This is a genomic window from Bacillus sp. ChL18 (assembly GCF_026241425.1).
Lineage (GTDB): Bacteria > Bacillota > Bacilli > Bacillales > Bacillaceae > Bacillus > Bacillus velezensis.
In genome coordinates this window covers 359,472-380,299 of sequence record NZ_JAPHWE010000003.1, presented here as the reverse complement: position 1 = coordinate 380,299, position 20,828 = coordinate 359,472, and the positions used below count along the sequence as shown (strand labels likewise).

Genomic DNA, 20,828 nt, shown 5'->3' with positions numbered 1-20,828 from the left:
GTTCGTCCTGAGCCAGGATCAAACTCTCCGATAAAGTAGTTTGACTGACTACGCACATCGCTGTGCGATTTATTTAAAACTTTGAATTAACAGGTACGTTTTGTCTTGTTTAGTTTTCAAAGATCATGATAATGGAGCGGGTGATGAGAATCGAACTCACGACATCAGCTTGGAAGGCTGAGGTTTTACCACTAAACTACACCCGCATTTGAATTGGCGCGCCCGAGAGGAGTCGAACCCCTAACCTTTTGATCCGTAGTCAAACGCTCTATCCAATTGAGCTACGGGCGCTTATCAGGCGACTTAACTATCATACTACCAATCAGTTATGATGTCAAGTGTTTTTTTATTTCTTTTCGAAGTCTTTTTCTCGACCTCATTTATTATACACGCTTTTGAGAATTTGTAAAGTCTTTTTTCAAAAGATCATTTTCTCATTTGTCGTTATCGCTTTGTTCATCAGCGACGTTTAATAATATACCATGCACTTCAAATTAGGTCAACACTTTTACGAAACTTTTTTCTCACTTATTATTCCCTTCTATATAATAAATAAAAAAGCAGGATTCCTAGGAACCCCGCGTCTATTCAGATTACCCGCTCACCTCAGCTTCTGCGCTATTACGATCTGTTTTTTCATAAGCACGGAAGTTTTGTTCAAGCTGTTCGAGCGACAGACCTTTCGTTTCCGGAAGAAACCTTTTCACAAATATAACGGACGCTACCCCTAACAGGACAAAAATGAAGAAGGTTGCAGACAATCCGATGTTTGCGAGCAGGATCGGAAAAGTTAAACCCACAAGGAAGTTCACGATCCAGAGGCAGAAGACAGTGACCCCCATACCAAGTCCTCGCAATCGAAGCGGGAATATCTCCGACAGCATCAGCCAGGTCACCGGAGAGACAGCCCCCTGCTGAAACGCAAGGAAAGTGACTGTTAATGAAAGAACCACATAAGGAAGAGCAGGCGACCCTTTCAGCACGACAGACAGAACTCCGATCAAAAGCAGCACCGCAGTCGTTCCGATCAGGCCCGTCATCAGCATCGGGCGGCGGCCGACTTTACCGAGAAGCCATATTCCCACAAAAGTCGCGAGCACTGAAATCACACCGTTAGCGATATTGCCGATCAATGCGGCTTTTGTCTCGAAACCGGCATCTTTTAAAATTTGAGTTCCATAATACATAATTGAATTCACGCCGGTGAGCTGCTGCACTACCGCAATTCCGATCCCAATAAACACAATGCGGCGCACCCATGGAACGGCAAGATCCTTAAAGGTGGCCTGCTCCATCTCAACTTCCTTATGAAAGGCAGATTCAATCTCAGCGAGCTCAGACTTCGCTTTCTCTTCATTCCTTATTCGCCGGAGAACGTGCAGAGCATCTTCTTTTCTTCCTTTAGAAACCAGCCAGCGCGGACTTTCAGGAACTTTCAGCATACCGAAAAACAAGAATAACGCCGGAAGGGCCGCGATAACGAGCATATAACGCCAAGCGTGAGAGGTATCACCAAGCACATTGCCGATGATAGCATTACACGTGAAGGCAAGCAGCTGGCCCGTTACAATCATCAATTCATTTTGGGTAACCATTCTCCCTCGGCTTTCCGCCGGCGACATTTCAGCCAAATATGCCGGAACGGTTACGGATGCTCCCCCGACGGCAAGCCCCAGCAGAAAACGGGAGATGATCATAACCGATACGTTAGGCGCCAGTGTACATCCAAGCGTTGCTGCAAAGAACAAAACGGCAAGGATAAGGATATTTTTACGTCTGCCGTTATAGTCCGACAATCTCCCTCCGAAAACCGCGCCGATCGCAGCCCCCAAGAGCAATGAGCTCGCCACCATCCCTTCAGTCAAAGCGGTAAGATTAAGCTGGTCAGCTTCCGCCATAAACGGCAGCGCCCCATTAATTACACCGGTATCGTAGCCGAAAAGTAGACCCCCGAACGTCGATACTAAAATGATGGTTCTTAAAAATGAATGCTGGCTGCTATTTTTATTCATCTTCAAATCCTCCTAGTTTTTACACAGAGATAATATCAGAATATTCAGTTATCAATATTTACACCTATAACGTCTGCATACAAGTTCTGACCGTCCAAAACAGTTATATAAGAAGAAAATACTCCGAAAGCGTTATTATTTATAATGATTATTCGCTCTCCCCTCTCGCCAAATTGTTACTTTATAGTTATTTTGTAGTAAAGTTATAATGATATTATTGGCACTTATGTTATTATCATAATTTTAAAAGCGCTTTCAGTCAATAAATATTTCAGAAAATTTTATAATTTACCTTTATATTACCTATATGTAATCAATTTATGTTTTTAATCAACTTATTTTCACGATATACTCAATATTTAGTCTCTTTTCAATAAATAATTGATTATATATTGAAAACCCCCAATCAGCAGTTGGGGGTTTTTGATTTATTCTTCGTTTATTGTAACGATCGTTCTTCCTCTCGCTTCTCCTTTTAAAAGGGCAGGAAGCGTATCCGGCAGCTCTTCAAGTGTAATTTCCTTTTGAATAAAGGCCTCCAGACCTGCAGGCTTGAAGTCATCAGCTAAACGCTGCCATGTTTTCTTTCTAGTCTCCATCGGACAGAATACGGAATCGATTCCCAAGAGACTGACGCCGCGCAATATAAACGGAAAGACTGTAGCCGGGAGTTTCGTTCCCGCTGTCAGTCCGCTCACAGCAACTGATCCGCCGTACTGAATCTGGCTGAGAACTGAAGCAAGCGGCTCACCTCCGACCGGATCGACGGCCGCTGCCCATTTTTGTTTTTGCATCGGTTTTAACGTGCCGTTATACACTTCATCACGGTGAATGACCGTCTTCGCTCCGAGGCTCTTCAAATAGCCGCTTTCATCTTCTTTTCCCGTACTGGCCTCGACCTCGTAACCTAAGGTTGAAAGAATGGAGACGGCAAAGCTTCCGACGCCGCCTGTCGCTCCCGTGACCAGCACCTTCCCTTTTTCAGGAGCGGCATGGTTTTCTTCAAGACGCTGGACGGACAATGCGGCAGTGAAGCCGGCGGTTCCGATCGTCATGGCTTCTTTAAGTGTCAGACCTTCAGGCAGCGGCACGATCCAATCAGCCGGAATGCGGGCCATCCCGCTATAACCGCCAAAGCGGGAAACACCTATGCCGTAGCTTGTCGCAATGACTTTGTCCCCCTCTTTGAAACGGGCGTCATCTGAGGAAACGACGATTCCCGCTAAATCAATTCCCGGCACGAAAGGATACGACGTTACAATCTTGCCGTCAGGAATGGCAGCCAAGCTGTCTTTATAATTCACCCCTGAGTAGCAAACCTTAATCAGCACTTCACCCTCGGGAAGGTCCTGAACCGCCAGCTCCCGTACGCTGACTGAAAACCGGTCTTCACGTTGATCGACTACTAACGCTTTAAATTGATCTGTCATCACTACGTCTCCTTAAAATGAATTGAATGGCTTTGGAAAAGCATAGAATAAGTTTGATTTGATTTCAAATGTCCTGCCCCGTGTAGTATGATCAAAAGTAAAAACAGCGAAAGAGTGGTTACGCATCATGTCTGATAAACAAAACAAAGATAACAAAAACAACAACAGCGGCAATCAGCCATTACCGGACATTATTCATACCGCCGTTTTCAAGGCGCCGATACAAGTTGTCTGGGATACGGTCTCCACTGCGGACGGCCTGTCTCTCTGGTTTATGCCGAATAATTTCACACCTCAAGAAGACAGTGAGTTTCAGCTGGAATCTCCGTTCGGTCCGTCTCCGTGCAAGCTGCTGGATATTGAAGCGCCGTACCGCCTTTCTTTTTCGTGGGATACGGAAGGCTGGATCGTTTCTTTTGTCTTAAAGGAAACGGAAAGCGGAGATACGGAATTCACTCTCATTCACGGCGGATGGAAAGAGCCGGAAGCCGTCATCAATAAAGTCAATCGGAAAAGCTCCGAGATTCACAGTACGATGGATCAAGGATGGAACGGGCTTGTCAACACGAAACTTCGCGGGGCGGTTGAGGCTTAACACAAAAGGACGGACACGGTTTCCGTCCTTTTTTTGATGCCGATACATAAAAACTGACTTTGCAAAGACACTAACAGAAGAACCGAAAACTTCTTTCAGGGGGCGCTGTTTATGTATTATTACAAAGAAGAGCTGATCAATATCATTAAACCGGACAAGCCGGACCCCGCCGCAGCCAAGGTGCTTCAGGAAATTTTAGGCGGGCACTACGGAGAAATGCGGACGATGATGCAATACTTTTTCCAAAGCTCTAATTTCAGAGGGAAAGAAAAACAGTTCCGTGACCTGCTTCGCGGTGTATTTTTAGAAGAGATCGCACACGTTGAGCTTGTCCAGCATACGATTAATGCGCTGCTCGACGAAAGCGGCGCTGAGGGCCCCGGAAATCAGGCAGCAGATCAGGCGCCGCTTGACGAAGCAGTTAAACACGCCAATCCGCACCATTTTATCATCGGGGCGCAAAGTTCTCTTCCTGTAGACGCCGGCGGCAATCCATGGAACGGGTCTTGGGTATACAACCACGGGAACCTGATTTCCGATTTATTGGACAATGTCGTGCTGGAATCAACCGGCGTGCTGCAAAAGACGCGCATTTATGAAATGAGTTCAAATCAGACGTTCAGAGAAACACTCGGTTTTCTGATCGTCCGTGACAACGCTCATCAAAATGCATTTACAAAAGCGTTGGAAACACTGGGTGTCGAATGGGGCAAATTATTTCCCGTTCCGAATTATGATATTGAAAAATACCCGGAATGCCGGAAATTCGTTGAGATGGGTTATCATAATACCCAATTTAATTTCAGACTGGATCCGACACGGATCGGAGAAATTCTGCAGGGAACGACGCCGAGCCGAAACGGCGGCGAATTAAGTGTGTCCGAGCCTCCTAAAGGTTTCCCCGTGCCGGAACTTCCCGAGCTTCCGAATGAGCACAGCCCCGGACTGAAAGATATGAACTTGTAACAAAAAACGCCTGTTTCGGGCGTTTTTTGTTTTTCTGAATATGAGGTTTGAATGTGTTTAAAACGGGGAATATAAGCCGGGAGATCTTGCCATACGGCCGTTATTATAATGTGAGCACATTGCTGTACATACTTCGTTTCGAAAGTTGTCCTAATTTTCCAGCCGGCCGGCTGGGTATGTTTGAATGATAATGGGAATTATGTAAAGAGAACAATGTCTTTTCTAAGGAGGCAGCGAATGTCTAAGCAAGGAAACTTCCAGAAAACTATGTCACTTTTTGATCTTATTTTAATCGGCATGGGAGCCATATTCGGTTCGGCATGGCTGTTTGCCGTCAGTAACGTCGCCTCTAAAGCGGGCCCATCAGGCGTTTTTTCCTGGCTGATCGGCGGGGGAATCATCTTATTGATCGGCTTGGTTTATGCGGAACTGGGCGCCGCGCTGCCGCGGACCGGGGGAATTATCCGGTATCCCGTATATTCACACGGACACCTGGTCGGATATTTAATTTCCTTTGTCACCATTGTGGCATACACGAGTCTTATTTCTATAGAAGTCACGGCAGTCCGCCAATACGTGGCGTATTGGTTTCCCGGTTTGACCGTCAAAGGCTCCGATTCGCCGACAATTGCCGGGTGGATATTGCAATTTGCGCTGCTCTGCCTGTTCTTCCTCCTCAATTACTGGAGTGTCAAAACCTTTGCGAAAGCAAACTTCATTATCTCGATTTTTAAATATGTCGTACCGATTACGGTAATTGTGGTACTGATTTTTCATTTTCACCCGGGCAATATGACCGTTCACGGATTCGCGCCTTTTGGTTTCACCGGAATTCAGGCCGCGATTTCCACAGGCGGCGTCATGTTTGCATATCTTGGGCTGCATCCGATTGTGGCTGTCGCGAGTGAAGTGCAGAATCCGAAGCGGAACATTCCGATCGCATTGATTGTCTGTATTATCGTTTCTACTATTATTTACACCGTGCTGCAGCTCACTTTTATCGGGGCGATCCCGGCGGATACCTTGAAGCACGGATGGCCGGCTATCGGGACTGAATTCTCCCTTCCGTTCAAAGATATCGCCGTTTTGCTCGGTTTGGGGTGGCTGGCGACATTGGTCATTTTAGATGCCATCTTATCACCGGGCGGTAACGGAAATATCTTTATGAATACGACTTCACGTCTCGTCTATGCCTGGGCCAGAAACGGAACATTATTCAGCATTTTTTCTAAAGTCAATAAAGAAACCGGGACACCGCGTGCCTCCCTTTGGCTTTCGTTCGGTCTGGCTGTTTTTTGGACGCTTCCGTTCCCTTCTTGGAACGCTCTTGTCAACGTATGCTCCGTCGCATTGATTCTGTCTTATGCGATTGCGCCGATTTCTTCTGCGGCGCTGAGAGTCAACGCGAAGAATATTAACAGACCGTTTTATTTAAAAGGGATGAGCATCATCGGACCGCTGTCGTTTATTTTTACCTCTTATATTGTATATTGGTCCGGATGGCGCACCGTATCCTGGCTTCTCGGTTCTCAAATTGTCATGTTTCTGATCTATCTTTGTTTCAGTAAATATGCTCCCAAAGATGATGTCAGCATACGCCAGCAGCTGAAATCAGCATGGTGGATCGTCGGCTTTTATGTCATGATGCTGATTTTCTCCTATCTCGGCTCGTTCGGCCACGGATTGGGCATTATCAGCAATCCGCTTGACCTGATCCTGATCGCCATCGGTTCGCTCGGTATTTATTACTGGGCAAAATATACAGGACTGCCGAAGGCTATGATCGACAGTGATAAATGACGAATGCCGGAAAGAAGTATGGTCTTCTTTCCGGTATTTTTATTTTAAGGGATGACAAAAAAGCGAATGTGCGATAAAATGAATGACAGTCATTCATAAAAGGAGGAACCCCTCTATTGGCAAAACAAAGCTCGGGAAAATACGAAAAGATCCTGCAAGCCGCGATTGAAGTCATTTCTGAAAAAGGATTAGACAAAGCATCCATTTCAGAAATCGTCAAAAAAGCCGGAACGGCCCAAGGGACGTTTTACTTATATTTTTCTTCTAAAAACGCACTGATATCCGCGATTGCAGAAAACCTGCTCGACAATACGCTGGACAGGATAAAAGGGAAAACGGACGGTTCTGAAGATTTTTGGACGTTGCTGGACATTTTGGTAGATGAGACATTTCACATCACCCGGCTTCATAAAGATATTATCGTTCTCTGTTATTCCGGTCTTGCCATCGATCATTCGATGGAGAAATGGGAAGCCATTTATCAGCCTTATTATTCCTGGCTGGAAGGCGTGATCAATACGGCCATTGAACAGGGTGAGGTCCACAGCGGCATTCATGTCAGATGGACGGCCAGAACGATTATCAACGTTGTCGAGAACGCGGCTGAACGGTTTTATATCGGCTGTGAACAGGATGTCGATCTCGAAGTATATAAAAAAGAAATATTCAGCTTTCTCAAAAGAAGCTTGCAGAAATGATTGGCGGAGACCGATCATTTTTGACCGCCGTAAAAATGACTGACATTCATTCATAACTAACTGAGGTGACTGTATCATGTATTGGCTGCTTGTATTGATAGCCGGACTGTTAGAAGTAGTTTGGGCGTCCGCCCTGAAGCATGCGGATTCGCTCTTTGATTGGATTGGTATTTTCCTTCTGATTGCCGTCAGCTTTCTGATGCTGATCCGCTCTTATAAAAAAATTCCGATGGCTGCCGCATATACCGTTTTTGTCGGAATAGGCACCGTCGGCACATATGTAACGGGCGTCATTTTAGGCGAATCGTTTTCAATCGGGCAAATATTCTTTTTGGCTTTGCTGTTGTCCGGTATTTTAGGAATGAAGGTATTTACGAAAGAAACTGAAACAAGGAGTGAACATTAATGGCATGGCTGCTGTTATTTATTGCCGGAGCGGAGGAAGTTGTAGCGGCCGTTGCCATGAAACATATTGACGGTTTTAAAAAAAAGTGGCCGCTGATTGTCATGGTAACAGGCTTTATGCTTTCATTCTTTTGCCTTTCCGGAGCGATGCAGGTTCTTCCCACAGGTGTCGCGTATGCGGCTTGGACCGGCATGGGAAGCATCGGCGTTTCGGCCGTGGGCATACTTTGGTTTAAAGAAAAATTCAACCTGTCACAATTGGTGTCTCTGGGGCTTATCCTCATCGGTGTCATCGGCTTAAAACTGACAGCTTGACGGCCTGAGACAGCTTTTCAAATAAAAAACAAAGGACCCTAAGCGGGCCCTTTGTTTTTTTATGCTGTTTTGATCTGTTCTGCTTTTCCCGCTCCGACTCCGAAAATAAAGATCAGAACGGAGACTGCGATCAGCATGAATAACGGAACCGTCCAGCCGTGCGTGATGTCATGCAGCAAACCGAATACGAGCGGCCCGAACGCGGCAAGCAGGTATCCGAATGACTGGGCCATGCCGGAAAGCGCCGCGGCTTCATGAACATGCCGGGTCCGCAGGCTGAAGAACATCATCGCCAAGCTGAACGCACATCCTCCCGCAATTCCGATCAAAATGACCCATAGCGGAGTGAGCGCCGGGCTTCCGAAAAGAACGCCGGCAATGCCGATAAGGAAAAATAAAGCTGTCAGTCCGGCGAGTGCGCGCTGATTTTTCATTTTAGCGGCAGCGATCGGCACGATAAAAGTAATCGGCAGGACTGAGAATTGCATTAATGAAAGCATCCATCCCGCCTTACTTGAGCTGAGTCCATTCTGCTGAAGAATTTCCGGCAGCCAAGCGATGACGGTGTAAAAAATAAGGGATTGCAGCCCCATGAACATCGTCACCTTCCAAGCAAGCGGAGACCGCAGCAGACTGCTTTTCTTCTCTCCGTTTGTCCCAGTCGTGCGGACAGGCAGTTCGCGTCCTCGCATTTGCGGAATCCACATGACAAACGCAATGAAAGAAAGGATAGCCCAGCAGCCGAGCGCGCCTTTCCAGCCTAACCCCGCTGAAGAGGCGATCGGCACGCTGATGCCGGATGCAATCGCGCCGCACAGATTCATAGAAACCGAGTAGACGCCGGTCATGATGCCTAAATTTCCGGGAAACTTATGTTTAATGAGACTCGGCAGCAGGACATTGCATACGGCGATCGACAATCCCAACAGGATCGTTCCGAAAAAGAGAGTGCCGATTCCAGCGATGGAGCGCAGCAGAGTTCCGGCTGTCAGGACAATTAATGATGACAGTAACACAATCTCGGTCCCGAAGCGCCGGGACAATAAAGGAACAAACGGTGACAGACATGCAAAGGCCAAAAGCGGCACTGTCGTAATGGTGCCGGCAGCCGCATTGGTCATGCCGAGGCTGTCCCGAATTGAGGAAACGAGCGGCCCGACCGATGTCAGAGGCGCTCTAAGGTTGGCCCCTATCAATATGACTCCGATGACCAGCAATATCAGTTTTTTACGCTGACTTGCTTGCAGAATTTGATGTTCGTCTTTAATTTTCATGTTCATCCTCCATGTGTATTGTATCTTTAAATACTGTGATGTATTGGTTGACGGCCTCCATGGCCTGATCCGGTTTCTGTCCGATAATCGCGGCGGCAAGCTGGGTGTGGATCCGGATAGCAGGGGTGATTTCCAACAGGTTATGGACTGACGCACAAAGCGCCTCCGTCATATGCTCGTATAGATCAGAAAGCATGTTGTTATGGGCCGCCTGTACAATGGTTTTGTGCAGCTTAATGTCGGCTTCTGCATACCGTTTTCGATCTTCATTTTGCAAGGCCGCTTCACATTCATCCAAGCATGCCTTCAGTGCTTTCAGGTCTTCGTCATTACGCCTTTCCGCCGCCAATCGTGCAGCTTCTCTTTCGAGTGCGTATCTGACTTCTAATGTTTCAAGCAAATTTGATTTTTTAATATGGCGGTAAAATGCCGCGCCGAGAACACTGGATGAGCTGACATACGTACCGCTCCCCTGCCTTGTCTGAAGCAGGCCGGCATGTACGAGCGCCCGAATGGCCTCACGCAATGTGTTTCGGCTCACATCAAATTGCTTCATTAAATCCAGCTCAGGGGGAATGCGCGTCCCGACCGGCCATTTATCCGATTGAATTAACGATTCAATTTGCGTCACCACTTGTTCTACGAGCGACAGTCTGCTTGTTTTGGATATCTCCATCAAAACACCTCTGAAATTTGTAGGATGATTCTATCATTGGGTAATATAACATAAAAGAAGCGGAGATGTAAATCAGCGGCAACAAAAAAAGAGTGAGTTTTTCTCTCACTCTTCGGCGCTTTTATGAACGTTTTATATTGACTGAGGTCACGACAAACTTGTCATGACGGTGGCGGGAAAATGAATATTCAAAGGGAGTGCCGTTGTCCAAAAAGCCTACATGCTCGACTTCAAGTATCGGGTCATCCGGCCGGCAGCCGAGATGTTGCTGATCGATATCATCCGACTTGCACGCTCTGATTTTTCTATGTGAGCCTGCGATTTTGAGATGCAGTTCCCGCGTAATATGATCATAGATAGAATGGTTGAGCACCTCGTCATTAATGCCGGGTATAAGGCTCGCCGGCATGTACGTTTTTTCAAGAACGTACGGTTCGCCTTCAACAATTCTGAGCCTTACTACATTATAGACGGGAGTCTTTTCATCGATGGCCAAATGTGCGGCGACATCTTGAGAGGGAAACTGCACTTCAAACCGGATGACCTTGCTCTTGATATTCTTTCCTTTTAACAAATTGCTCAGGCCGAGAATTTCGTTGCTGACTACGTGAACGTGCTCATCCTGCATGGCTGATTGAATGATAAACGTGCCGTGCCCTCTTTTTCTGAAAAGCATCCCTTCAGCCGCAAGTGTATCAAGCGCCCGCTTCATCGTCATCCGGCTGCACCCGAACTCCGCAGCGAGCGTCTTTTCATCCGGGATCGGCTGATCTATGTCATATACACTGCTTTTAATCCTCTTTCTCATTTCGTTGGCGATTTTTTCGTACTTATTCATCGGTTTCCTCCGGCTGTATAATGTTTGATCTGTATAGACTCCTTACGGTTATCATAAATTTTTTTCCCTGCTTCATCAATGACGTTACAGCCGCCGATATTGAAATTGAAAGGATTTCCTCGAATTTTCTATGGAATCTCCCTCACTATTATGGTAGAATTTTTGCAGAAACGGACACAACCGAATATTGCATACATTGTATAACCTCAATGATATGGTTTGAGGGTGTCTACCAGGAACCGTAAAATCCTGATTACAAAAATTGTCCCGTACACTTTTTGTAATCAGGATTTTTTATTTTCTAAAAAATAAAAAAAGGAGTATCTGTACATGAATTTCAAAGTATTTCTGCTTGCAGCATCTACCATCGCAGTCGGATTGGTTGAACTAATTGTGGGCGGTATTCTTCCGCAAATCGCTTCCGACTTAAATATATCCATCGTCAGCGCAGGGCAGCTGATCAGCGTGTTTGCGCTCGGTTATGCGGTATCCGGCCCGCTGCTTTTGGCAGTGACGGCAAAGGCTGAACGAAAGCGGCTTTATTTAATCGCACTGTTTATTTTCTTCCTAAGTAATCTGGTCGCTTATTTCAGTCCCAATTTCGCCGTACTTATGGTGTCACGGGTTCTCGCTTCTATGAGCACAGGGCTGATTGTCGTCCTTTCTTTAACGATTGCTCCTAAAATCGTGGCGCCTGAATACAGAGCGCGGGCGATCGGCATCATTTTCATGGGGTTCAGCTCCGCAATCGCTTTAGGCGTGCCTGTCGGCATTATCATCAGCAATGCCTTCGGATGGCGCGTTCTGTTCTTGGGAATCGGCGTATTATCTCTCGTTTCCATGCTGATTATCAGCGTCTTTTTCGAAAAAATACCTGCTGAAAAAATGATTCCGTTTCGTGAGCAGATTAAGACGATCGGGACCGCCAAAATTGCCAGCGCACATCTTGTCACCTTGTTTACATTGGCGGGGCATTACACACTCTATGCCTACTTTGCGCCTTTTTTGGAAAGAACGCTTCATTTGAGTTCCGTTTGGATCAGTGTATGCTACTTTTTGTTCGGTCTGTCAGCGGTATGCGGCGGCCCGTTCGGAGGCTGGCTGTATGACCGTTTAGGGGCATTTAAAAGCATCATGCTTGTGACCGTTTCTTTCGCTCTGATCCTGTTTATTCTTCCGCTGACAACGGTTTCTTTAATCATTTTCCTGCCTGCGATGGTGATCTGGGGATTGCTCAGCTGGAGCCTTGCGCCGGCGCAGCAAAGCTATTTAATCAAAATTGCGCCTGAGTCTTCCGATATTCAGCAAAGCTTCAACACGTCCGCTTTGCAGATCGGCATCGCGCTCGGGTCAGCCATCGGCGGCGGCGTGATCGGACAAACCGGTTCTGTCACAGCAACAGCCTGGTGCGGCGGTTTGATTGTCATTATCGCTGTCGCGTTAGCTGTATTCTCTTTAACGAGACCCGCTTTGAAAAGAAAATCCGCATAAATGTGAGACCGCAAAAAAGCCAAAGGAGTTCCTTCGGCTTTTGCGGTCTTTTTATTTTGCGGCAGCAAGCTCGTCTTCTGTCACCCATTTATGATTGGTTACTTTTTGGCCGCCGTCAGTCGGTGTATAGTCGACCATATAAACCGTTGTCTTTTTGGCTGAATCAATAACGGCTTCGGCGCCTTTCATGCCTTTCATATGGGATGCCTCGATCACGGCCTTGTCACCCGGTTTTAACGTTTTATCACCGGCGCCCTTCAGCTCTTCCTGAATGACCCATTTATGATCTTCGACGCGCTTTCCCCCCGTTTCCGGAGTGTAAGATACACTGTAAACCGTTGTATCATAAGCACCTTTTACGGTTCCTTGCGCATTTTTCATGCCTTTCATATGAGAAGCTAAAATCATGACGTCACTGCCGACCTTATAAGTCGGATTTTCGGCCTTCTTTAAACCTTTCGGCACCTCGGATGAACCTGAGTGATTCATGTCTTCGTGAGAGTGCGTTTCTTTGTCTTTCGCTTTTTCGCTTCCTCCTGAAGATTGGCTGTTGCATCCGGCAAGCGCCAGAACGGGGATCAGGAGAAACATGCTGAATAAAAATAGTCTCGCTTTCATTTCAAGAACTCCTTTGCCTTTTTGATTTTTCACTTTCCCTTTCGTTTCTTCAGTAAAACAAAAAGATGGCCTGTCATTTCTCCTAATTCTTCAAATCTCTCTTTATTGCCTTTCATCAGGTGAAATTGTTCACAAAATGTACACATTAATGGAGATGCAGTATAATTCAATTATCAGATAATAGGGGGAACTCATCATGAAAACGAAGGTTTTTGCGGTGGTATTGGGCGCTGTTTTAATGATTGCGGGGTTGCTTTTGGCAGAAGTTTCGCTTTATATGGAATACATCACAATGCTCGGAGCTATGATTTTTTCTTCTATATTTATGTCAGAGCCGAAAAGAAAATTTCGCGTCATCAAAGGGGTTTGACCTTTCTATTACCGCCGTCTTCTCAGGACGGCGGTTTTGTTTTGCATGTCACTCAATCTATCCGCACAGCCGTTTCTTCTGTGCCGTCCTGATATAAAACAAAATGGGGGCTGTTTGTGCTTTATCACCTGCAAATTCAATTTCAAGCGGCAGCGCCCTGACAAAATAACGGGTTTCCGTCATTGGGAATAATTCGAATGGTGTCTGCCCGTCTATTGTAAGATACAATCGGTTTTCTTTTACCGCCACCGATGCATGTGTGTCATCCTGAAATGAGTAATTGCCGGTAAATCTGCTGTAAAACGCAGGATCGATATCTGCTTTTTTCTGATCTGCCGGACGTTTCGGAATCACGTATGGCTGATCAAATAAGATGTTTACAGCCGCGGCAATTACAGCTTGTTCAAATTGATACGATTGTTCCATATTGCTTAGATAAATCAATGTTTTATTCTGGTCAATATACCGGATCATCAAAGTTGAATAGCCCGGCCAGCCTCCGTCGTGACTGATAATCTTCCCTTTTTGCCGGCTGTTTTGAATCATCCAGCCAAATCCGTATCCGAATTGCTCTTCTTCAATCCAATAGCCCGGTGTAAACGCTTGATCTTTAGACTCTTTGCTGATGATTTCTTCTGTATAAAGAGCCTGATCAAACAGATATAAATCTCTTATAGCGGAGTTAACGGTTCCGTCACCTTGAATCCCGTCAAGAAAGACGACATAATCGGTTTCCTCAAGTTCATCCGGCAGCACATATTCTCCGGAATGAACATCATACACATAGCCATATGCATAGTTCGGAATGTTTTCTTTACTCAGCCTTCTGTTATAAATCCGCGTATCGTGCATACGAAGCGGATGAAATACGGCTTGTTTCATAAATTCAGCAAAACTCATGCCTGATACAATTTCTATAATAACCGCTAACACCACATACCCCGTATTACTGTAAAGCCACTCCTTGCCCGGCGGGAAATAAGCATCCGGTTTATGCTGCTTAAGCATATTGATCACATCTTGATTAACGGCAATTCTGTCCCGGTCCCAATGTGTTAAGAACAACTCCATATAGTCCGGCAATCCTGACGTATGATGGAGTAAATGCCGAATGGTAATGCCCGGATAAGGAAAATCAGGAAGCCATCGCTCTATCATATCGTCATAACGCAGCTTCCCTTGCTGCTCTAAAATGATAACGCCCAAAGCTGTAAACGGCTTCGATACTGAGGCCAATTTAAAGACCGATTGGTCATTCAGCATCCTCTTTGTTTTCAGTTCTGCAGCGCCGAATGAACCCTGGTATAAGATGCGGCCGTTTTCCGCTGCCAATACAGCGCCGTTTATTTCATGTCTTTCGTCTAAAGTGCTGAAAAGCTGTTCAAAAGCTTGTTTTTTCTTATCGTTCATTTCACGAACCTCCATATACAAGCTGATTTACTCTTTTATACGAACGGCCGCTTTAGAAGTTTCAATATTTTTCCTTCTCGAAACACCAGTCGTTATACTGCCGTTCAGGCAGCCGCGGAGGTTTGATGAATGTCTTTTATTCACAAAATACTGTGCAGGCTTCAAATTCAACATGCTTCTCGTCTTTATTTGCACCGGCAATTTCCATGGTCGAAAACATCGCGCAGACGACGGCTTTGTATTCGTTCATGACGGTTTGAATTTCAATCAGGAACCGTTCGGATGAAGCCGCGTATTCCGTTACGTACTCTTTCATTTTGCCGATAATATCATCTGCCTGACGGCTGAAGCCGGCCGCCTCCAAGTCACTCTCAAACTGGTTTTTGTTGATCATATAAATATGCATTTTTTAAAGGCTCCTTTCAGCGGCATTTTGTGGTTATATCTACTGTAAAGGACAAGCTTGGATAAACTTTTAATAAAATATGAACAAAATATGAATTGGCTCATCGGCCTGACCGGCGGGCTTTCGGCTGTGCTCCGTTTCATTTGGACTACATGAAAAAATGACTTCTTTACTCTGTTAAAAACAGCTCATATATGATCTAATACCAGTAAAATGTTTAGGAGGCGGCCTATGTCAGCAGCAGGAAATCGGCAAAAATTTTGGGTCATGGCGATGCTTATAGCGGTCTTTGCCGTGTTCGTTTTCTCTTTTTCTGAGAATCATTCACAAAAGAACTGGCACACGGCGGTTGACCAGGCGTCAGTGGATGTCTTCGGCCAGCAGATCTTTGAAAAAAACCGTCTGGCAAAAACACTCGACGCACGTGAGGCAGAATCTCTTCTGACTCTTGTGAAACTTGCAAATGAAGAACATCACATCATCTAAAAGCCATTATAAAAAGCCTGTTTCCCTTTGGCAGAGGAAACAGGCTTTTTCCATGTATTATTGAGCATGTTTTTGTTCAATAAACCGGTCGATCCGGGCAAGGACATCCTTCATGTCCGTACATTCTTTAAAGCTTTCATTAATGGCTTGAATGCCTTGTTTGTATTTTCCGTTATGCAGCACTTCTTCCGCGGCAAGCCTTACCTTTTCAGCGCTTACTTCATCTTTTTGCACTGTATAGCCTGCATCCAATTCAGTCAGGCGGCGCGCAACCATCGGCTGGTCTTTATCGTGCGGGATGACCACCAGCGGCACTTGATAATGAATGCCTTCATTTACACTGTTCATTCCGCCATGCGTGACAAACACGTCGGCCTGCTCCAGCACTTCAAGCTGCGGCACGTACGGAGTGATGATAAAGTTTTCCGGCGCCTGTTTGATTTTCGACAGATCGGCTTTTTCCCCGGCGGCAATGACTACTTTTCCTTCAAAATCTGAGAACGCGTCTATGCACAGATTGAAAAACGCTTCTGTGTCCCCGAGCACCGTTCCCATTGAGATATAAATGACTTTTTCATTCTTTAATGAGTCAATCGGGAAGTCGACGCGCCCTTTTCTCTTCGGAAAACTCGGACCGATAAATAAATACTCATCTCCGAATGTCTCACTTTCGGGCTGAAAATATCTGCTTGTATAGACGACGTTCAATTCACCTGTGTTGTTCATAAATTGAACCATGCTGTCAGGGGCGACACCGTATTTGTCTTTCATCTCGGCTAACAGCTCTTCACATTCCCTGTCCGGCTGAAACGGCACGCCCGATTCCGGATGGAGCGGCAGTATTTTCAGACGGTCTTCATTGAACAGGAAGGATGCTGAAGAAGAGATGCCGGGAATGTTGAGATAATCCCGCACCAGCTCTCCCGCACCGAATTTATCATAATAGACGGCGTCGAATTGAATGTCCTCTGCCAGCCTCTGCACAATATGTAAAATCTCCAGTGACGTTTTGATATGAACCTTTAAAAATGCAAGTATGCCGGACGGACTGCCGGGATCAATAGGTGTCATTCTGAGCAGATCGCTGTGAAGATGAACTTTCGCCCCTACTCCTTCCAGTCTGCTTTTGTATTTTTCCGTTGAGATATAATGAACGTGATCGCCCCGTTCGCTGAAGGCCTTTGTCATACCCAAAGTCGGGTTTACGTGTCCTTCTGCGGGAAAATTGATCATCAGAATATGTTTCGCCATTTTTCAAACTCCTTTGCTTTTTTTGCGTCTCTTCCATATCCATCATAAATGACGCGGAAAAAATCATGCAAGGAACATCCGTCAGGTCTTTATGACGGTTCGATGACATCGGCAAAAAAAGACAAGGCTTTTCACCTTGTCTATCGTGATGATTCGTCTGTTTCTCCCGCTTTGAGCACGCCTTTCAGATGTTCTTCATCATGCTTGAGATGCTCCGTCATATATTGCACGGCTTTTGTTTTATCGCCCTTTTTTATTTCTTCAAAGACTTTCCGGTGCTCATGCAGGATAACCTCCGCACGGTCATCGCCTCTAAAATTAAGAACTCTGCAAAAATGAATCAGCACATTGACATGCTCAAGCAGCATGGCCAGCCGGCTGTTGCGGCTGAAATCCACAAGGAGCCGATGAAACGACTCGTTTAAGGAAATAATCTCAGTCTCTTTGACGCCTTTATTGATGGCTTCTTCCGTTTCCCGCAGCTGTTTTTCAATGAGGTCAATTTCACTCTCAGCCGCTTCATCAATAACCAGTTCGACCGCCAGTGATTCAAGTGACATTCTGATTTTATAAATCTCTTCAACATCCTTAACGGACAAAGAATAAATGACAAAGCCGTTTCGATCGTCTGCCGTCAAAAGCCCGTCCTTTTCAAGGAGCCGCATGGCTTCTCTGACCGGCGACCGGCTGACTCCGAAATCCTTGGCCAGCTGAGTCTCATTCAGCCGTTCACCCGGTTTAAAAATCCCGTCAAATATCATTTTTTTCAATTGGGAATAAAATTGCAGATAATACGGGATTGGCTTATCTAATTTAAAATTATCCATCTTTCCTACCTCTTCATACAATTTAGGCCTTATTGTTACCAAGATCATATAACAGTTTATCTATGGAAGCAACATTCCCGGGCTTGTCAGCATATCGGATGTGACGGAAACATGAAAACATACAAGATTGCCAGCATACCGGGGGACGGTGTAGGGAAAGAAGCAGTTCCGCAAGCGGAGCCGGTGTTGAACGCGATCGCCGAATTACCTGGAGGCATTGCCTTTGATTTCAAATGAATGCTCGATTCATTCGGAGAAGAGGAACTGGGCCATCTCCTCTTACAATCTATTGAAACGGTCACAAACAGCGGCATTCTGACTCCTGATGTCGGCGGAAAACATTCAACGGAAGACGTCACTTCCGCTATTATTTCTCAAATCAAGAACAGATAATACGAAAAAACCGCGGGCAGGAAAACTGCACAGCGGTTTTTTTCGTCTCAGACGGGACGGACCGCGCAGAAACAGGCCGATTCACCTGTGAAGTCCGCAATACGGCCTGATTGATCCTTTTCTACAGAAAAAAACCGCTGTATATCACGAGGAGCATCCAGCATCTGTTTTTCCAGTAATGCGGCTTTCTCTTCAGTCAGGCCTGCCCGTTCACACCAGACGGTAAATTGAAATGGTTTCAAAAAGCAGACAGCGGATTCAATCCGGAAGCCGGCTGTCTCCAGAAAACGGAGCCATTCTGTTTTTTTCCACGCCCGAAAGTGGCTCTGATCCCGTTTCTTTTCAATGTCATTATAAAAATGGTCATATTCATCCTTTTCAGGTGCGGTATTGTCAATGAGAAGCAGTCTGCCGCCCGGTTTGACAACCCGAAACGCTTCATGAACAAAGGCTCTGACATCGGGAAAATGATGCGCCGCGATTCTGCATGTGACGATATCGAAAGCAGCATCGGAAAACGGCATCTTTTCAGCATCGCCTTTTTCGAATGACACGTTCGTCCATCCGTTTCCGGTTATAAATGCTTCAGCGGCGGCTAACATTTCTTCCGTGAGGTCATATGCGATAACAGAGCGTACGAGAGGAGCGAGAGCGTTAGCCGTATGTCCGCCTCCCGTCGCGATATCCAGCACGTCCATATGCTTTTCGGCACCGGAAGCTGAAACGAGATACGCCAAATCCTCTCCTGCAGTGTGTCCTGGACTAGTCACATATTTCGCGGCGTTTTTGGCAAATTGCCGCTGCGCCTGCTGTTTAATTGAATCCTCCATGATACTCGGGGCCCCTTTTCTTTCTGATTGTTGCCTTAATCAAAATAAACGGGTTCGTCCGGATGTTTGAGATATGCAAACATCCTTTCAATCTGACTTTCCGTATTGCGGGCTTCAGATAGCGGCGGCAGTTCCGTCTCCGCAAAAAAGCTTGCCGCGCTTGTTTCCGTTCCCTCCCTGAGCCGGCCGCCGATGATCTCGCATTTGATAAACACTTTGTAAACGTGGGCAGCGGACGGCGGATGGGAATGGCATTTCTTATCCATTACAGCTAACAGTTTAACGGGCTTTACGTCGATTCCCGACTCCTCTTTTACTTCTTTGACAGCGGTCTCGCCCGGAGAAAACCCGATATCAGCCCATCCGCCCGGCAGCGCCCATCTGCCGTCGCTTTTCTCTCTTACCATTAATATGCTCTGATCTTTAAAAACTGCCGCTCTGATATCAACTTTCGGAGTGGGGTAGCCCGTGTCACCGGCGAATACGTCTTTTATGACCCTTTTGTCGATGCCGGTATGATGCGCCATGATATCCACGCTTATTTTTCTTATTTCTTCAAATCTCTCAATATCATATATGTCTTTGGAATAAGCCAGCCCCGCTTGCGCCGCGGATTGAAGCTGTTTTGCCCAATCTAGCCATTTTGGCTCCATTTTTTCACCGCCCGTTATGTTAATTGACGAAACCCTGAGGGTCCGGGTATTGCACCTTGAGAGTACCGGTGCCCATGATCCGTTTCTGCTCCTTGTTTTCTGTTTATGGAGGGGCGAATCCTGCCGGGAAAACAGAAAAAAGCCACTCATTTGCTGAATGGCTTTTTTTTCATTTTCTATTTTTCTTTCATGACAAGAACGACGCCTGAAACAATAAGAGCCGCTCCGATCCAGAAGGTTCCTCCGATCGTCTCTCCCAGCAGCAGCCAGCCGAGCAATGTTCCGGAAAGCGGCTGAAAGAAGAAAAACAGACCGCCGCTTGCCGCATTCAGCAATTGCAATCCGCGATTCCAAAGCATGAACGCGCAGGCGGTTGAGATCACACCCAAATATAAAAGTCCGCCCCATATCTCAGGCCGGGCAAGCTGAGACAAAGGAATCTCCTGAAGCGGGCCCGCTGTAAACGGGGTCAGGATGACAAATGCGACGCAAATGGAATACGTTGTGACCACAAGCGGTGAGTAATGGCCGGGAACCCGTTTCATCAGCACGGACATCAAAGCCCATGTCAGCGCCGCAGCCAGAAGCGAGAGACCGCCGAGCTGGCTCGACATATCGAGATCTCCGTTCCCCACAATGAGCAATACTCCGATCGTCGCCAGCCCTGTCGATATTCCTTTTTTCAGCGTTAACCGCTCTTTCAACATCAGCCGGGCAAATACAACCATAAATGCGGGAGTGGATGCCGTAATAATCGCACCCATCTGCGCGGTTGATAATTTCGTGCCGATTTCCTGCGTGACGATCGAAATCGTGTTGCCGATCAATCCGATCGCAGCGATCAGTAATAAATCACGTTTATGAACTTTCCAGGATTGGCGTGTAAACAAACTGAGAATCAAAAGCGAAAGAAGCGCCACCGCATATCTCAGCCATACCAGTTCAAGCGGCGGAATGACCGCTACCACAACTTTTACAACGACATACATACCGCCCCAGATACTGGCGGCCAATGCCAAATAAATCGAACCGAACAATGTATTTTTCAATTTGATGCACCCTCCGTTATCATATTAGGTCACGT

At 46.3% G+C, this 20,828-nt stretch carries 22 protein-coding genes, 2 tRNA genes, 2 pseudogenes and 1 riboswitch; of the genes and pseudogenes, 11 read left to right on the top strand and 15 right to left on the bottom strand.

Features of this window, described 5'->3' with window-relative positions:
• Positions 1-132: 132 nt before the first annotated feature.
• From OQ477_RS18445 to OQ477_RS18430, 4 genes are all read right to left on the bottom strand, one after another.
• Positions 133-206: transfer RNA gene (locus OQ477_RS18445), tRNA-Gly, on the bottom strand.
• An 8-nt stretch (positions 207-214) separates the two neighbouring features.
• Positions 215-291 (bottom strand) — tRNA-Arg (locus tag OQ477_RS18440).
• 302 nt (positions 292-593) lie between these two features.
• The gene (locus OQ477_RS18435) at positions 594-2,012 is read right to left on the bottom strand and encodes a sugar porter family MFS transporter (protein WP_105938028.1); all 1,419 of its coding nucleotides are present in this window, start codon (positions 2,010-2,012) and stop codon (positions 594-596) included.
• Positions 2,013-2,440: 428 nt separating this feature from the next.
• Positions 2,441-3,442 carry an NADPH:quinone oxidoreductase family protein gene (locus OQ477_RS18430; protein ID WP_265973439.1) on the bottom strand — a complete coding sequence of 334 codons (1,002 nt, stop codon included), beginning with the start codon at positions 3,440-3,442 and terminating at the stop codon, positions 2,441-2,443.
• A gap of 127 nt (positions 3,443-3,569) precedes the next feature.
• On the opposite strand from OQ477_RS18430, the gene OQ477_RS18425 reads away from it, so the two are divergent.
• From OQ477_RS18425 to OQ477_RS18400, 6 genes are all read left to right on the top strand, one after another.
• Positions 3,570-4,037, top strand: a complete 468-nt coding sequence (locus OQ477_RS18425) for an SRPBCC family protein (protein ID WP_007609778.1) — start codon at positions 3,570-3,572, stop codon at positions 4,035-4,037.
• A 111-nt stretch (positions 4,038-4,148) separates the two neighbouring features.
• Positions 4,149-5,003, top strand: coding sequence for a manganese catalase family protein (locus tag OQ477_RS18420; protein WP_007409292.1), 855 nt, complete (start codon positions 4,149-4,151; stop codon positions 5,001-5,003).
• 237 nt (positions 5,004-5,240) lie between these two features.
• Entirely contained in the window at positions 5,241-6,803 is a 1,563-nt protein-coding gene (locus OQ477_RS18415; protein ID WP_007409293.1) for an APC family permease, read from the top strand.
• Positions 6,804-6,919: 116 nt separating this feature from the next.
• The gene (locus OQ477_RS18410; RefSeq protein ID WP_044803144.1) at positions 6,920-7,501 is read left to right on the top strand and encodes a TetR family transcriptional regulator; all 582 of its coding nucleotides are present in this window, start codon (positions 6,920-6,922) and stop codon (positions 7,499-7,501) included.
• 76 nt (positions 7,502-7,577) lie between these two features.
• Positions 7,578-7,907: a DMT family transporter gene (locus OQ477_RS18405; RefSeq protein WP_227051465.1), complete on the top strand. Its 330-nt coding sequence runs from the start codon at positions 7,578-7,580 to the stop codon at positions 7,905-7,907.
• Entirely contained in the window at positions 7,907-8,221 is a 315-nt protein-coding gene (locus OQ477_RS18400; protein ID WP_003156024.1) for a DMT family transporter, read from the top strand. The genes OQ477_RS18405 and OQ477_RS18400 overlap by 1 nt, the downstream gene beginning before the upstream one ends.
• A 59-nt stretch (positions 8,222-8,280) precedes the next feature.
• Here OQ477_RS18400 and OQ477_RS18395 read toward each other — a convergent pair whose 3' ends face one another.
• The 3 genes from OQ477_RS18395 to OQ477_RS18385 all read right to left on the bottom strand — a co-directional run bounded on the left by OQ477_RS18395 (position 8,281) and on the right by OQ477_RS18385 (position 11,009).
• Complete coding sequence (locus OQ477_RS18395; RefSeq protein WP_012116961.1) at positions 8,281-9,495, bottom strand: CynX/NimT family MFS transporter; 1,215 nt, start codon at positions 9,493-9,495, stop codon at positions 8,281-8,283.
• Positions 9,485-10,171: a FadR/GntR family transcriptional regulator gene (locus OQ477_RS18390; protein ID WP_007609773.1), complete on the bottom strand. Its 687-nt coding sequence runs from the start codon at positions 10,169-10,171 to the stop codon at positions 9,485-9,487. The genes OQ477_RS18395 and OQ477_RS18390 overlap by 11 nt, the downstream gene beginning before the upstream one ends.
• A gap of 121 nt (positions 10,172-10,292) precedes the next feature.
• Positions 10,293-11,009, bottom strand: coding sequence for a GntR family transcriptional regulator (locus OQ477_RS18385; protein ID WP_265973438.1), 717 nt, complete (start codon positions 11,007-11,009; stop codon positions 10,293-10,295).
• Between the two features lie 176 nt (positions 11,010-11,185).
• A riboswitch (purine riboswitch) is annotated at positions 11,186-11,285 on the top strand.
• 54 nt (positions 11,286-11,339) lie between these two features.
• Here OQ477_RS18385 and OQ477_RS18380 point away from each other — a divergent pair.
• Positions 11,340-12,500: an MFS transporter gene (locus OQ477_RS18380; RefSeq protein ID WP_265973437.1), complete on the top strand. Its 1,161-nt coding sequence runs from the start codon at positions 11,340-11,342 to the stop codon at positions 12,498-12,500.
• Between the two features lie 51 nt (positions 12,501-12,551).
• Here the strand turns inward: OQ477_RS18380 and OQ477_RS18375 are convergent, their stop codons facing one another.
• Complete coding sequence (locus tag OQ477_RS18375; RefSeq protein ID WP_007409300.1) at positions 12,552-13,118, bottom strand: YdhK family protein; 567 nt, start codon at positions 13,116-13,118, stop codon at positions 12,552-12,554.
• Between the two features lie 196 nt (positions 13,119-13,314).
• Between OQ477_RS18375 and OQ477_RS18370 the strand changes: the two genes are divergently transcribed.
• Positions 13,315-13,488: a hypothetical protein gene (locus OQ477_RS18370; protein ID WP_170930476.1), complete on the top strand. Its 174-nt coding sequence runs from the start codon at positions 13,315-13,317 to the stop codon at positions 13,486-13,488.
• Positions 13,489-13,540: 52 nt separating this feature from the next.
• Here the strand turns inward: OQ477_RS18370 and OQ477_RS18365 are convergent.
• Both OQ477_RS18365 and OQ477_RS18360 read right to left on the bottom strand, forming a co-directional pair.
• Positions 13,541-14,898 (bottom strand): annotated as a pseudogene (locus OQ477_RS18365) (serine hydrolase domain-containing protein).
• A gap of 136 nt (positions 14,899-15,034) precedes the next feature.
• Positions 15,035-15,304: a hypothetical protein gene (locus tag OQ477_RS18360; RefSeq protein WP_265973436.1), complete on the bottom strand. Its 270-nt coding sequence runs from the start codon at positions 15,302-15,304 to the stop codon at positions 15,035-15,037.
• Between the two features lie 231 nt (positions 15,305-15,535).
• Between OQ477_RS18360 and OQ477_RS18355 the strand changes: the two genes are divergently transcribed.
• Positions 15,536-15,790: a hypothetical protein gene (locus OQ477_RS18355; protein WP_265973435.1), complete on the top strand. Its 255-nt coding sequence runs from the start codon at positions 15,536-15,538 to the stop codon at positions 15,788-15,790.
• A gap of 57 nt (positions 15,791-15,847) precedes the next feature.
• Here OQ477_RS18355 and OQ477_RS18350 read toward each other — a convergent pair whose 3' ends face one another.
• Together OQ477_RS18350 and OQ477_RS18345 are read right to left on the bottom strand one after the other, a co-directional pair.
• The gene (locus tag OQ477_RS18350) at positions 15,848-17,041 is read right to left on the bottom strand and encodes a macrolide family glycosyltransferase (protein ID WP_265973434.1); all 1,194 of its coding nucleotides are present in this window, start codon (positions 17,039-17,041) and stop codon (positions 15,848-15,850) included.
• A 140-nt stretch (positions 17,042-17,181) separates the two neighbouring features.
• Entirely contained in the window at positions 17,182-17,868 is a 687-nt protein-coding gene (locus OQ477_RS18345; RefSeq protein WP_265973433.1) for a GntR family transcriptional regulator, read from the bottom strand.
• A 111-nt stretch (positions 17,869-17,979) separates the two neighbouring features.
• Between OQ477_RS18345 and OQ477_RS21100 the strand changes: the two genes are divergently transcribed.
• Both OQ477_RS21100 and OQ477_RS18335 read left to right on the top strand, forming a co-directional pair.
• Positions 17,980-18,105: a hypothetical protein gene (locus OQ477_RS21100; RefSeq protein WP_265973445.1), complete on the top strand. Its 126-nt coding sequence runs from the start codon at positions 17,980-17,982 to the stop codon at positions 18,103-18,105.
• Positions 18,106-18,261, top strand: a pseudogene (locus tag OQ477_RS18335) (tartrate dehydrogenase); the annotation flags it as partial.
• A 47-nt stretch (positions 18,262-18,308) separates the two neighbouring features.
• Here the strand turns inward: OQ477_RS18335 and OQ477_RS18330 are convergent.
• From OQ477_RS18330 to OQ477_RS18320, 3 genes are all read right to left on the bottom strand, one after another.
• Complete coding sequence (locus OQ477_RS18330; RefSeq protein WP_101670062.1) at positions 18,309-19,091, bottom strand: class I SAM-dependent methyltransferase; 783 nt, start codon at positions 19,089-19,091, stop codon at positions 18,309-18,311.
• Between the two features lie 35 nt (positions 19,092-19,126).
• The gene (locus OQ477_RS18325) at positions 19,127-19,744 is read right to left on the bottom strand and encodes an NUDIX hydrolase (RefSeq protein WP_265973431.1); all 618 of its coding nucleotides are present in this window, start codon (positions 19,742-19,744) and stop codon (positions 19,127-19,129) included.
• A 176-nt stretch (positions 19,745-19,920) separates the two neighbouring features.
• Positions 19,921-20,793 (bottom strand): DMT family transporter, encoded by an 873-nt coding sequence (locus OQ477_RS18320; RefSeq protein ID WP_044803011.1) that lies wholly within the window; start codon positions 20,791-20,793, stop codon positions 19,921-19,923.
• Between the last annotated feature and the right edge of the window lie 35 nt (positions 20,794-20,828).